At 67.6% G+C, this 13,636-nt stretch carries 8 protein-coding genes; 7 read left to right on the top strand and 1 reads right to left on the bottom strand.

All coding sequences use genetic code 11. From position 1 onward, the window contains the following. The first annotated feature begins 45 nt into the window (after positions 1 to 45). The 7 genes from ACPDIX_RS12545 to ACPDIX_RS12515 all read left to right on the top strand — a co-directional run bounded on the left by ACPDIX_RS12545 (position 46) and on the right by ACPDIX_RS12515 (position 11,827). Positions 46 to 1,296: a hypothetical protein gene (locus ACPDIX_RS12545; RefSeq protein ID WP_423432145.1), complete on the top strand. Its 1,251-nt coding sequence runs from the start codon at positions 46 to 48 to the stop codon at positions 1,294 to 1,296. After that, a complete protein-coding gene (locus tag ACPDIX_RS12540) occupies positions 1,293 to 2,027 on the top strand; it encodes a type II secretion system protein (RefSeq protein ID WP_423432144.1) in 735 nt (244 codons plus the stop codon). Before ACPDIX_RS12545 ends, ACPDIX_RS12540 begins: the two co-directional genes overlap by 4 nt. A 143-nt stretch (positions 2,028 to 2,170) precedes the next feature. Continuing rightward, positions 2,171 to 3,661, top strand: a complete 1,491-nt coding sequence (locus tag ACPDIX_RS12535; RefSeq protein WP_423432143.1) for a nucleoside hydrolase — start codon at positions 2,171 to 2,173, stop codon at positions 3,659 to 3,661. Between the two features lie 285 nt (positions 3,662 to 3,946). After that, positions 3,947 to 7,009, top strand: coding sequence for a PSD1 and planctomycete cytochrome C domain-containing protein (locus ACPDIX_RS12530; protein WP_423432142.1), 3,063 nt, complete (start codon positions 3,947 to 3,949; stop codon positions 7,007 to 7,009). Positions 7,010 to 7,046: 37 nt separating this feature from the next. Next, a complete protein-coding gene (locus ACPDIX_RS12525) occupies positions 7,047 to 8,516 on the top strand; it encodes a DUF1501 domain-containing protein (RefSeq protein ID WP_423432141.1) in 1,470 nt (489 codons plus the stop codon). A 9-nt stretch (positions 8,517 to 8,525) separates the two neighbouring features. Continuing rightward, positions 8,526 to 10,355 (top strand): c-type cytochrome domain-containing protein, encoded by a 1,830-nt coding sequence (locus tag ACPDIX_RS12520; protein WP_423432140.1) that lies wholly within the window; start codon positions 8,526 to 8,528, stop codon positions 10,353 to 10,355. 62 nt (positions 10,356 to 10,417) lie between these two features. After that, positions 10,418 to 11,827 (top strand): enolase C-terminal domain-like protein, encoded by a 1,410-nt coding sequence (locus ACPDIX_RS12515; protein WP_423432139.1) that lies wholly within the window; start codon positions 10,418 to 10,420, stop codon positions 11,825 to 11,827. Between the two features lie 6 nt (positions 11,828 to 11,833). On the opposite strand, the gene recN is transcribed toward ACPDIX_RS12515, so the two are convergent. Then, on the bottom strand, positions 11,834 to 13,570 hold the full coding sequence (gene recN, locus ACPDIX_RS12510) for a DNA repair protein RecN (protein WP_423432138.1): 1,737 nt from the start codon (positions 13,568 to 13,570) through the stop codon (positions 11,834 to 11,836). Positions 13,571 to 13,636 lie beyond the last annotated feature (66 nt).

Raw genomic sequence — 13,636 nt, 5'->3', positions numbered from 1 at the left:
TGTACTTGCTTCCTACCACACCAACGGGCCAGGATGGTCGTGCGTATGAATATTGTGCAAGTTCGTATGAATCAACCCCCGCAGGCACGGCATCCGGGCGGCGGCGCCCTCCGGCCCGCCCCCTCCGGCGCGGTCGGGTTCATCCTCTGGGTCGCCCTGGTCACGATCCTTCCGGGCCGGGTCAACGCGCAACCGTTCGAGACGCATGCCCGGTTGCAGGCCGTCAACGAGGACGGTACCAGCGCATGGACGGGATCGTTCCCGTTCCGGTTGCGCGGGGTGTGGCTCAACAATCCGGAGGATCTGCTGGATCCGCAGCCGGCGTTCCTGCCCTGGGACAACGGCGCCCATGCAGGCCAGCTCGGCGGGCAATGGCAGGTCTTCCTGCAGGCGGTGGACCCCGAAGATCGCGGCGGCACCGCCTGCTGGATGGGACAGAACTACGGCAACCTGCCCTGGATCCGAAACAGCGACCTCAGCTACACCAACCGGGCCTGGGTGGCCGAGATCCTGCGGCTGGAGCACGACCCCGAGACCGGTCATCGGTTCCGCGCCGGGGATCTGGTGGAGGTCACCGTGAACCAATCCCTTTTCTATGGCGGCAAGAGGAACATCAACGAGGGACACAGCATCGATCCCCAGTACGACTTTTCCTTCCGGCTCTTGCAGGCGGGTTACGGGCTGCCGGAGCCGGAGTGGGTGCCGCTGTCCGAACTGGTGCGCGTGGATGACGGCGATCCCGACACGAGCGAAGAGATCTTCGATCCGACGCGGTCCACCGGCTGCGAACATTGGCAGGGAATGCGGGTCCGCATCCCGGGACTGCGAATGGCCACGGATCCCACGCTCACGAACCGACTGGGAGCACGCTTTTACGGCACCAACGGTTGGAATCCCAGCCTGCCCTGGGGCGATCGACGTTGCACCGTCACCGACGGTGCGGGACGATACTTCACCCTGCGGCACCCACGCTACAGTCTGGGCCCCGTGCCCACGGGAGTTTTCGATGCCATCGGCATCCTCAACCAGGAATCGGGTTCCGGCCTCCAGGGCACCAACGGCTACGAACTGATCGTGCAGCAGATCATCCTGCCGCCGCCGGAGATCGAGATCGGCAGGCCGGTTGTGGTGCACTGGGCCGACAACGGGACGGACTACGTTTTGGAATCTTCAGCGAGCCTGTCCGATCCGGTTTGGACCCCCGTCAACCGCACCGCCATCCGATCCGACGGCCGCCGTTTGGTCATCCTGCCGCCGGAGGAACATCAGCGATATTTCCGCCTCCGCCAGCCATGAACGTGGATCGCCCCATCTGCCGGCCATTCAAAACGGCGGCAGCCCTTGATCGCCCGGGCCGACCCGGCGGTCCCCCGCGGATCCTCGCAGCGGGCCCCGGCCACGGCGTGGGATTCACCTTGATCGAGCTGTTGGTGGTGGTGGGGATCCTGGGCGTACTGGCCGGACTGCTGCTACCGGCCATGGGCCGGGCCCGAGAGAAGGCGATGGTGGCACGGGTCTGCATGGAACTGCAGGCTCTGGGACTGGCCCTCGAGATGTATGCGGAAGATCACGACGGCCGGGTCCCGCCCGTGCGGGTCAATTGCAACAGCGACCTGGCAGAGCACTGGTGCCAGTTGCCCGTCGAGCTTGCCCGCGACGGCTACCTGCCGCGCAGCGACCGGCCGGGCATGGATTCGTTCCTGGAAGATCCTTTTCACCGCGGGCACACCTACAAATACGCCGCTCCCGGTCCGCAACTGCTCAACGGGAGTCCGGCGGGCCATTACGCCCTCTGGGTGCCGGATGATTTTCCACGGAACCGGGCCGATCGCGGTCGGTACGTTTCCGATCCCCGCACCGCGCCGGTGCGCTGGGTGCTCTGGAGCATGGGGCCCCGGCCGCGCAGTCCCGAATCCCAGCACACGCACGCGCCCCTGGCGGCTGCCAGCTGGTACCAGCGCGTCGGCGGTGGCGGCGTGATCGTCCGGTACGCAGACCGGGAAGGCCGGTCCTACAGTTCCCCATGAGAACCACCCGACGATCATTCCCGGAAAGCGGTGGCGTCCTGCACACTTCTGCGGCCGACGCGCATCCCCGCGATGGGAGCCAAACGCGGGAACGCGTCGCGTTTGGCATTTTCCGCGCCGCACTCTGGAGGTTCCTCACAGCCATGAAAACCCCGCGGCCCATCGCGGCGGGGTGTCTGGTGCTCGTGCTGTTTGTGGCCATCGCCCCGGCGCATGGCCACACCGCCCGGCCGGTTGTCTTCGACGGTGACTGGGCCGGGGACGATGCGCGTGCCCTGGGGTTGCTTTTGAGCGATCCGGAGTTCGAGTTGCTGGCAGTGGTGGCCACGGAGGGAGCCTGCGCTGCGGACGTCGGCGCCACCAACGCGGCCCGTTTGCTGCGCTTGTTCGGTCGGACCGATGTTCCGGTGGCCGTCGGATCCGCGGTCGCGCGCCCGGCTCCGCCCTTTCGCTCCCATGCAACCGGGCTGGCCTGGGAAAGGCTGGGGCCGGCCCCGGTTCCGATCAACGGGTTTCCGGATTTCGACACCGTCTGGCGGAACGTGCGCGATCGGGCCGACGAACGTGTCCTTTACGTCTGCACCGGGCCGCTCACGACCCTGGCGAGCCTGCTGGTGCGGGATCCCTCGGCAGCCGGGCGAATCGAATCGGTGGTCTGGTTCGGCACGGTCCCCGATGCTGCGGCTGCCGATTGGAACGCCCGGTGGGACACCGGAGCGGTGCAGATCGTGTGCGCGTCCGGGTTGGCCGTGCTGGCCGTGGGTTACCCGGACGGGGTGGAGCCGCCCGCGATGACCGCGGCCTGGGTCGTGGAGGTGGGGCAGGATCGCACACCCTACGGCCGGCTCATTCAGGCGTTGTTCGGGGAGGGACACGGTGCCGGGTTGGCGGGTTCGGGTCACCTGCGGTTCTGGGATGACCTGGTTGCACTCTGGCTGCTCGCGCCCGAAGAGTTCGAAAGTTCGCCGTGCCCCGGCCGACCGCGGTGGCGGATCGTCAGGCCGAAAACACCCGAAGCGGTGCCCGCAACCGTGGCCCGTGTGGCGGGGGAAGCGCCGTTGCACCAGACGGTGATCTGGAGCCGGTTCCCAACAGCCGACGAGTTTCTGCGGCCCGACGTGCGGCAGTTGGCCCGCGCCATTCAGCAGAGGCACGGGTGGGAAGAATGGAGGCTGGTGGTGCTGACGTCGGAGTTGCACCGCCACCTCGGCACCTGGTCCATCCTGGGGGCCAAGATGGGTTTGCACGCCCGCGAACGATGGGGCGTGGGGCGGGACGCGCTGCAGGTCGAAAGTTACGCCGGATTGCGCCCGCCCTTGAGCTGCGTGAATGACGGTCTGCAGGTGGCCACGGGGGCCAGCCTCGGTCGGGGCACGATCCGGGTGGCCGACACCGATGAGCCGCGTTGCGAGGCCGTCTTTATTCATGAGGGACGCCGGTTGCGGCTGCGACTGCGGCCCGATCTTGCGGAGGCGATCCAGCGGGAGCTGGACGAGCTGCTTCGGGAACACGGAGGTCTGACACCCTCCTATTTCGAGGCCGTCCGGGCCGCAGCCCTGCGACACTGGCTCGAAATGGATCGGCATTCGATCTTTGAGGAGGCACCCGAACCGGCGCCGCACCCCCGACCCTGACGCGCCGCCCGCAGGCCGCACCCCAGTCCGCCAGCAGGCCGGGTTTGTCCCGTTCGCCCGTCCCCGCCAAAAGCGTTGACCCGCGCGGGTGGCGGCTTATGTTTGGCATGAACCTGCCTGTTGGGCGGTGCCTTCAAAGAGCCGGGCCCGGGTGGACGGCGGTTCGAAGGCGCCGGCACAGGCACAAGAGCGCCGGCCACGGACCGGCGCACAGAACCGGTGAGTCCTCGAACCCAGGGCCGGTGGTGGCCATGCCTGTCTCTGACGGGATGGATCGCCCTTTCTTTGCTGGCCACATCGCGCGCCGTCGCCTCGGTGCGCTTCAACCGGGACATCCGGCCGATCCTCTCCGATCATTGTTTCCACTGTCACGGTTTCGATGCGAATCACCGGAAGGCGGATCTCAGACTCGACACATTCGAAGGCGCCACCGCAGCGCGCAAGGGGCGTCCGGCCGTGGTGCCCGGCCGGCCCGAGGAGAGTGAGCTGTGGCACCGAATCACGGCCAACGATCCGGCCGACCGCATGCCGCCGCCCGACTCGGGCCACACGCTGACGCCGGCGCAGATCCGCCTGCTCCGGCAATGGATCGCGGAAGGTGCGCCCTATGAACGGCACTGGGCCTTTGAACCGCCCCGCCGCCCGCCGTTGCCCGAGGTGCGGCAGGCGGATTGGCCGCGCAACGCGGTGGATCGGTTCGTGCTGGCACGGCTCGAGAAGGAGGGGCTCAAGCCCTCGCCGGAGGCGGACCGGGTGACGTTGATCCGGCGTCTGAGTCTGGATCTGACCGGCCTGCCGCCCACACCGGAGGAAGTGGACGCGTTTGTTCGGGATGAGCGGCCCGACGCATATGAACGGCTGGTGGACCGGCTCCTGGCCTCGCCGCGATACGGCGAGCACATGGCTCATTACTGGCTGGACGCGGCCCGTTACGGCGACACCCACGGGCTGCACCTGGACAACGAACGATCCATGTGGGCGTACCGCGACTGGGTCGTTTCGGCCTTCAATCGCAACCTGCCCTTCGACCGGTTCACCATCGAACAACTGGCGGGGGATCTGCTTCCCGAGCCGAGCCGGGACCAGCTCATCGCCAGTGGATTCAACCGATGCAACGTCACCACCAGTGAAGGCGGGGCGATCGAAGAGGAGTTTCGCGTGCGTTACGCGGTGGACCGCGTCGAGACGGTGGGCACGGTTTGGATGGGCCTCACGCTGGGGTGCGCCGCCTGTCACGATCACAAGATCGATCCGATCACCCAGAAGGAGTTCTACCAGCTCTTCGCCATTTTCAACAACCTGGCCGAAAACGCGATGGACGGGAACGCCCTGCTGCCGCCGCCCTCGCTGCCCCTGCCCACGCCCGCGCAGGAACGGCGTTTGACGGAACTGACACGACAACAGACGGATCTCGAAACCGCGCTGGCCCGGCGGGCCGCGCAGCTCGTCTATGAGGACCCGGCACTGTCACCCGAACCGCCCCGACCGGTGCCAACCGAGATTTTGTGGGTGGACGACGAGTTCCCGCCGGGGGCGGAACCGCGGGTCAACGAGGGCAACCTGCCGCATCGCTGGGTCAGCGCCGGAGACGGACCGGTCCACCGCGGCCGGCGCAGTCTGCTGAGGGAAGGGTCGGGATTGCACCAGACGTATTTCCCGACCTGCAATCGGCCGCTGGCACTGGGTGCCGACACCATCCTGTTCGCACATGTTTACCTGGATCCGAAGGCGCCGCCCCGGGCCGTCATGCTGCAGTTCCACGTGGACGGTCAGTGGTCCAAACGCGCCAACTGGGGAGATCCGGGCGCCATCCCCTACGGTCGCTCCGGCACGACCGAGAAACTTCAACGCGGTGACCTGCCCCCGACAGGGCGCTGGGTGCGACTCGAAGTGCCCGCTTCCGAGCTGGGCCTGACAGCCGGAGCACGGATCACCGGCCTTGCCTTCACCCAGTTCGACGGGCGCGCCTGGTGGGATGCCGCCGGTGCGGTGACGGTTCATGACCCCGCACGCGACCCGGCCCGCTCGCTGCAGGCGTGGTGGGAAGGAGAACGGGCCCGGGCGCGCGAATCCAAACTGCCGGAGGCATTGCGCAAGCTCCTCGACCGGCCCTGGTCCGAACTTCCCCAGACGGAACAGGACCGCGTCCGCGCGCATTACCTGGACCGGGTGTATGAAGGAGACGAGGAACTGGCGCAGTTGCGCCGCCAACTCGCCGAGGTACAAGAGCAAAAGGCCGAGCTGGAGAAGCAGATCCCCGGCACGCTGATCGCGCGTGAACTCGAGGTGCCACGTCCGGCCCACGTGCTCATCCGCGGTCAGTATGACCGACCGGGCGAACCGGTGGGTCCGGGCGTGCCGGCCATCCTTCCACCGCTGCCCCCGGCGGAAAAGACCAACCGCCTCACCTTTGCCCGGTGGCTCGTCAGCCCGGAACACCCGCTGACGGCGCGCGTGACGGTGAACCGGTTCTGGCAGCAACTCTTCGGCATCGGATTGGTGCGAACCAGCGAAGACTTCGGCCTGCGCGGTGAATGGCCGTCACATCCGGAGCTGCTGGACTGGTTGGCCGTGGAATTTCGGGAGAGCGGCTGGGACGTCAAACGGCTGCTCCGGCTGCTGGTGACCTCCTCTACTTACCGCCAGAGCTCGCGGGTGACGCCCGAGTTGCTGGAACGCGATCCGGAGAACCGGTTGCTGGCCCGGGGACCGCGTCACCGGCTGGACGCCGAGGTGGTGCGCGACAGTGTCCTCTTCGTCAGCGGCCTGTTGAACTTCCAGATGGGCGGCCGGGGTGTGCGGCCCTACCAGCCGCCCGGGATCTGGGAAGCCGTGGGTTATACCACCAGCAACACCGCACGTTACGAGCAGGATCACGGGGCCGCGCTCTACCGTCGCAGCCTGTACACCTTCTGGAAACGCACGGCGCCGCCGCCGTTCATGGTGTTGTTCGACGCTCCCTCGCGTGAACAGTGCGTGGTGCGCAGGGACCGCACCACCACACCGTTGCAGGCCCTGGCGCTGATGAACGACGTGCAGGTGGTCGAGGCGTCGCGCCATCTCGCCGCCCGAATGTGGCGGGAAGGCGGCTCAAATGACCCCGCCCGGCTGCGGCACGGATTCCGGCTCGTGACCGGGCGCGAACCCTCGCCGGAAGAGGCGGCGATCCTGGAGGAAAACCTCGGCCGGCAACGCGCACGATATCAGAACGAGCCGGAAGCCGCACGGGCACTCATGCGCGTGGGTGAATCACCCGCGCCGGAGGATATTCCTGCCACGGACCTGGCCGCCTACACGCTGGTGGCCAACCTGCTGCTCAACTTGGACGAGTTCCTCACGAAGAACTGACACCAGTTCACCGGCAACTCCATCGCCTCACCCGACCATGAACCCACTGGACGAATTCACCCGACGTCTCACCCGACGCGCCTTCTTCAAGACCACCGGTCTGGCGGCCGGCCGCATCGCGTTGGCGACCCTGATGCTGCCCGAGCTGTTGCGCGGCGCGCCGTCCGACCGCGGCCGCGCCCATCCCGGGCTGCCGGGCCTGCCCCATTTCAAACCGCGCGCTCGGCGTCTCATTTACCTGTTCATGAACGGGGCGCCCTCCCAGCTCGATCTGTGGGATTACAAGCCCCGCCTGCAGGAGTTGTACGACACGGACCTGCCGGATTCGGTCCGTCAGGGTCAGCGACTGACCACGATGACCTCCGGACAGAAACGGTTCCCGGTGGCGCCTTCCGTGTTCCGGTTCGCCCAGCACGGGCGCAGCGGCATCTGGGTGAGCGAACTCTTGCCCTGGACGGCCCGTGTGGTGGACGACCTTTGCGTGATCAAGACCGTGCACACCGAGGCCATCAACCACGACCCCGCCGCAACCTATCTCCTGACCGGGAGCCAAATCCCGGGCCGGCCCAGTCTGGGCGCCTGGATTTCCTACGGCCTGGGCAGCGAGGCCGACGATCTGCCGGCCTTCGTGGTCATGACGCCGCGCTGGTCGTCCAAACGCGACGCTCAGGCCCTTTACCAGCGCCTCTGGGGTGCCGGGTTCCTGCCGGCCAAACACCAGGGCGTGGCCCTCCGATCCGTGGGTGATCCGGTGTTGTTTCTGAACAACCCGGACGGAGTGGACGCGGCCACGCGCCGGCATATGCTCGACGGGCTGGCCCAACTGAACCAGATCGCCTACGAACGCCAGGGCGACCCCGAGATCCAGACCCGCATTGCCCAGTACGAAATGGCCTTTCGTCTCCAGAGTTCAATTCTGGAACTGACGGATTTGTCGGGCGAACCGCAATCGGTGCTGGACCTGTACGGGCCGGAGGTGGCCGTACCCGGCACGTTTGCGGCCAGTTGTCTGTTGGCGCGCCGGCTTGTGGAACGTGGTGTGCGCGTGGTCCAGATTCTGCACCGCGAATGGGACACCCACGAAAATCTGCCACGCGACCTCTCCCTGCAATGCCGCGACATTGACCGCGCCTGTTACGGGCTGATCACGGACCTCAAACAGCGGGGATTGTTGGAGGACACCCTCGTCGTCTGGGGCGGCGAGTTCGGTCGCACCGTCTATTGCCAGGGGGAACTGAGCCGGACCAACTACGGTCGGGACCATCACCCGCGCTGCTTCACCATGTGGATGGCCGGCGGCGGTGTCCGCGGCGGGCTCGTCCACGGGGAGACCGACGATTTCAGCTACAACATCGTGCGCGATCCCGTCCACATCCGCGACCTGAACGCCACCATCCTGCACTGCCTGGGCATTGACCACCGGCGGCTCACCTACCGGTTTCAAGGCCTGGATCAGCGGCTCACCGGCACGGAGGAAGCCCGTGTCATCCAGGAGATTCTGAGTTAAAAGTGTGGCATGGACACGGTGGATTGGACCCTCTTTCTGGGCCGATGGCATCCCGTGCTGGTTCATCTGCCCATCGGGCTGGTGCTGGGCCTGCTGTTTCTGGAAATCGTGGCCGCGTTGCGCCCGCGAAAGGCCGTGGTCCGCGCCGCGGCAGGCCCGTTGCTGATCCTGCTGGTCCCCTCCACGCTGGCGGCCGCGCTGTGCGGTTGGTTGTTGGCCGGCGCCGGAGGATACGATGCGGGGCTGCTGCGACTTCACCGCCTCACCGGGCTGGCGGTGGCGGTGCTGGCCGTGCTCATGGCGGTGGCGCATGCCTTCCGCCGGTCCGGTTGGTACCGGTTCCTGCTGGTGGTGTGCGCGCTTGCGCTGGTCCCTGCCGGACACTACGGCGGGTCGCTCACCCACGGCCGCGATTATCTCGCCCAACACGCTCCTTCCTGGCTCAAACCGCTGCTCGGAGGCAGGACCGGTGCCGGGCCCGCGACCGGACCGGTGCCGCTCGACCCGGCTGCGTTCGATCTCTACCAACACGGGATCCAGCCGGTGTTCGATCGGTACTGCATCAGCTGCCACGGAAGCGAAAAGGCCAAGGGAGGCCTGCGTCTGGACCACGCGGCCGGCCTCTGGATCGGCGGCGATTCCGGCCCGGCCATCGAACCGGGCCGGCCCGAGGCCAGTCTCCTGCTCAAACGCATGCGCCTGCCGCTCGATCACGACGAACACATGCCCCCGGAGGGCAAACCCCAACCCGACCCCGCAGACCTAGAACTGCTGGCCTGGTGGATCGCCCAGGGTGCCCCCACCAATCGCACCCTCGCAGAACTGACCCCGCCGACACACCTCCTGGAACGGTTGCGCGCCCTTCCGACGCCGACCGGTTCCGCCCCTGCCTCCAACGCCCCGCAACCGCCCTCCGCACAAACGCCCGATCCTTACAGGATGCCGGGGCCGGAGCAGATCCATGCCGAACTCGACCGGCCGGGTGTCGCCATCGCCGCCCTGGCCGCGACTGAACCCTGGCTGCAGGTCAACGCCGCACCGGCCGGGCCCCGTTTCGACGACGCTGCACTGGAGCGGCTGATCGCCCTCTGCGGTCCGCGCATCCGGTGGCTCGACCTGGGCGGCACGGCGGTCACGGACGCCGGCCTCCGCCATCTCCGGGGTGCGCCCCACCTGGAACGGCTCCGCCTCGACCGCACCCGCGTCACCGACGCCGGCCTGGCCGAATTGCGCGGCCTGACAGAACTGACATCGCTCAATCTCTACGGCACCGCCGTGACCGCGACCGGCGTCGCCGGCCTGCTCCGCCTGCCCCGACTGCAACACCTCTACCTGTGGAAGACAGAAGTGACGTCCGACGCCGTGGCACGCCTGCTCGCACAGGCCGCAGACCCCACAGGGACAGAGGACCGCACCGCCGCAGCGGCAGGGACCCGCAGCTTGTCCATCGAACTCGGTGCACCAACCGGGGGTGGGGAACCGGTGACGGGCGTTCCCATCAACACGATTTGCCCGGTGTCGGACAAACTGGCCGATCCGAAGCGCACCCTCTGGCACGAAGACAGGCTGGTCGCCTTCTGTTGTGACGACTGCCGCGAAACGTTTCGCAGGGAACCGACCCGGTTCACCGCTCGTCTGGCCCAACTGGCTCAACCGCCCCCCGGCCAACTGGCCCAACCCCCCTCCAACCCACTCTGTCCGGTGTCGGGCAGGCCGGCGCGGAAGGACATCACCGTCGCGCACGACGGACGTCTGGTGGCCTTCTGCAGCGAGGCATGCCGCGACACGTTCGCGGCCGGGCCCGGCGCGTTTCTCGCCCGACTCGCATCCGGGGATTGACGGGGCATCCGCGCCAGGAAATCGGCTTGTCGCCGTGTCGGCTCCCGGTTACACCCCGGCGCATGGGCCTGAGCACTGACGTCCGGCCGGTGGCGGCCGAGTTGTATTTCCTCCCCGTGACGACCCGCGTACCGCTGAAGTTCGGCACCGAAACCCTCACGTCCGTGGTCTGTGCCCGCACACGTGTGCGCGTGGCGGATCGCCAGGGTCGCACGGCGGACGGCTGGGGCGAAACCCCGCTGAGCGTGCAATGGGTCTGGCCCGGTGCCACGCCCTGGCAGGAACGTCTGGAGACGCTGCAGCAGTTCTGCCGTGAACTGGCGCCGCTCTGGGCCGCCATCCGCGTGGAAGGCCATCCGCTGGAAATCGGTCACGCCTTCCTGGAAACCGTCCTGCCGGGATTCTGGCGCGGGTTCAATCAGCGTCACCGTCGGGGACGGGAGCCGATGCCCTGGCTGGCGGCCCTGGTTTGCGTCTCCCCGTTCGATCTGGCCACTTATGACGCGTTCGGACAGTGCGTCGGGAAATCCGTGTACGAAACCCTCGGCCCTGCATTCCTCAACCACGACCTGGCGCGGTATCTTCAGCCGGCCCCCGGAGCCCCGGTGGATTTTCGGGGGCGACACCCTTCGGACTTTTTCCTGAGGGAACCCCGTCGCCGGCTGCCGGCCTGGCACCTGGTGGGTGGGGCGGATCCGCTGGAGCGAGCGGACCTGAACGGATCGGAGCCGTCGGACGGGCACCCGGTGTTGCTGCCGGATTGGATCCGCCGGGACGGACTCCGATGTCTGAAGATCAAACTTCGCGGCAACGACTCCGCCTGGGACTACGAACGGCTCGTTCGCGTGGGCCGGATCGCGCTGGCCCAGGACGTGCACTGGTTGTCGGCCGATTTCAATTGCACCGCGCCCGACCCCGCCTACGTGAACGAGATCCTCGACCGGTTGCGCGACGAGTATCCGCGCCTCTACGGCATGCTGTTGTACGTCGAACAACCGTTCCCCTACGACCTGGAGGCGCACCCGTTCGATGTGCACGGCGTATCGGCGCGCAAACCGCTCTTCCTGGATGAAAGCGCCCATGACTGGAAGCTCATCCGTTTCGGCCGCGCCCTGGGCTGGAACGGCGTGGCGCTCAAAACCTGCAAGACGCAGACGGGGGCGATCCTTTCGGCCTGTTGGGCGCGCGCACACGGCATGGCCCTGATGGTGCAGGACCTGACCAATCCCATGCTCGCCCAGATCCCGCACCTCCTGTTGGCGGCGCACCTGCCCACCCTGATGGGCGTGGAAACCAACGCCATGCAGTTTTACCCGGCCGCCTCGGCCCCGGAAGCGGAGGTGCACCCCGGGGCTTACCGCAGACAACACGGCTGCGTGGACCTGTCCACCCTGCACGGACCCGGGTTCGGGTACCAACTGGAGCGGATCCGGCGGGAACTGCCCGTGCCCGCGGTCTCGTGCGGTTTCTGAGGGCGCTCAGCGGCCGCGCGCCCGCGCACGTTTGCCGGCCGGTGCCCGGGCTGTCCGCCCTTCCGCAACCTCGAGCAGACTGCGCGCGTGCCGCAGGGCCTCTTCAGAACGGCCGCCCAGCATGCGGGCCAGCTCCTCCGCCCGCCCGGCTGCGTCGAGTCGCGTCAGTTCCGTGTAGGTCCGGCCCTGGCGCACGGTCTTTTGCACCCGCCAGTGCTGCGTGGCAGGTGCGGCCACCGGGGCCAGATGGGTGACGCACAAGACCTGCCGGTGAGCCGCGATCTCCCGCATCTTGGCCCCCACGGCGTGCGCGGTTTCCCCGCCCACGTTGGCGTCCACCTCGTCAAACACCAGCACCGGAATCTGGTCCTGCGCCGCCAGCACGGTCTTGAGCGCCAACATGACCCGCGCCAGCTCGCCGGATGAAGCAATGGCGCGCAAGGGCCGGGGCGGTTCACCCGGATTGGGAGCGAACAGGAACTCGACACGGTCCCAACCGGCGGGCGAAGGCGGCGGCCCTTCACCCGCCGTTTCGAGTCGCGACTCCAGCCGGACCTCGAAGTGACACTGTTGGAACCCGAGGTCTTCCAGGTGCCGGCGGACGGCCCGTTCCAAGCCGGGGAGAGCGGCGCGACGGCGCGCATGCAACTCCGCACCCAGCTCGCGGAGGCGGCGGTCCAGGGCGGCCAGCTCCGATTGCAGCCGGGCCAGTTCCGTCTCGCGCTGCTCCAACGTGGCCAGTTGTCGGGCAGCCTCTTCCCCGAAAGCCAGGATGTCGGCCACCGTGCGGCCGTACTTGCGCTTCAGACCCTGCAAAAGGTCCAGTCGCTGTTCCACCTCCTCCAACCGCCGTGGATCCAGTTCCAGACGATCGGCGTACCGGCTCAGTTCCTGCGCCAGCCCCTGCCACTGTTCGACCGCGCGCGAGTGCCATTCGATCCAGTCGCCGGTCTGGGGATCGAGCCGTTGCAGCTCCTGGAGGGTGCGGCCCACCACCCCGGCCTGGTTGAGAATGGATTGCTCGCTCTCGGTGAGGACGTCGAGAGCGGCGCGCGTCAGCTGGAGCAGGCGCGCCGCGTTGCTGAGCCGTTGATGAGCCGCCTGCAACGTCTCCTCCTCGCCCGGTTGCAGCGCCGCCTCGGTGATCTCCCGGACCTGATGCCGTAACAGATCCAGTTGCCGCGCATACGCGGTCTCGTCCATGACCAGCTCCGTCCTGGCCCGCTCCAGTCGGGCCCGTTCGGCACAGGCCCGCGCAAAAGCCGTCCGGAGCTCTTGCAGGCCGGCGTGGGCATCCACCAGGTCCAACTGCCTGGCCGGATGCAACAACGACTGGTGATCGTGCGGGCCGTGAATGTCCACCAACCGGTCACCCAGTTCCTTCAAGACCGCCAGTGGGGCGGGCGATCCGTTCACGAACTGGCGGTTGGCGCCGGTGGCGGTGACCGTCCGCTTGAGCATCAGCCGACCCTCCTCGCATGGTTCCAAGCCCCGTTCCATCAACCAGGGGTCCAGCGGCTCCGGCAGACCCCGCACGTCGAAGACCGCCTCCACCGTGGCGCTCTCGGCACCGCTGCGCAGCAGCGACCGGTCGGCACGCTCTCCCAGCACCAGTTCCAAGGCACCGATCAAAAGCGATTTCCCCGCACCGGTCTCGCCGGTGATCACGTGAAGACCGGGACCCAACTCCCACGTCAGGTCTTCCACCAGGGCAAGGTTTTTGATGCGCAGCGTGATCAACATGCTAACTTGAAATCCCAACGGCAGGTCGGTCGCTGCACCGGCCCGCCACCGGACCCCGTCTCATTC

It is taken from the genome of Limisphaera sp. 4302-co (assembly GCF_049537155.1).
Taxonomy (GTDB): domain Bacteria; phylum Verrucomicrobiota; class Verrucomicrobiia; order Limisphaerales; family Limisphaeraceae; genus Limisphaera.
Note: the sequence above shows the minus strand (reverse complement) of the source record. Positions and strands in the feature narration are given on the sequence as shown.

Coding starts and splice junctions, on each gene's coding strand:
- ACPDIX_RS12525 (WP_423432141.1), top strand. CDS start 7,047: ATGAACCCACTGGACGAATTCACCCGACGTCTCACCCGACGCGCCTTC.
- ACPDIX_RS12545 (WP_423432145.1), top strand. CDS start 46: ATGAATATTGTGCAAGTTCGTATGAATCAACCCCCGCAGGCACGGCAT.
- ACPDIX_RS12515 (WP_423432139.1), top strand. CDS start 10,418: ATGGGCCTGAGCACTGACGTCCGGCCGGTGGCGGCCGAGTTGTATTTC.
- recN (WP_423432138.1), bottom strand. CDS start 13,570: ATGTTGATCACGCTGCGCATCAAAAACCTTGCCCTGGTGGAAGACCTG.
- ACPDIX_RS12520 (WP_423432140.1), top strand. CDS start 8,526: ATGGACACGGTGGATTGGACCCTCTTTCTGGGCCGATGGCATCCCGTG.
- ACPDIX_RS12535 (WP_423432143.1), top strand. CDS start 2,171: ATGAAAACCCCGCGGCCCATCGCGGCGGGGTGTCTGGTGCTCGTGCTG.
- ACPDIX_RS12540 (WP_423432144.1), top strand. CDS start 1,293: ATGAACGTGGATCGCCCCATCTGCCGGCCATTCAAAACGGCGGCAGCC.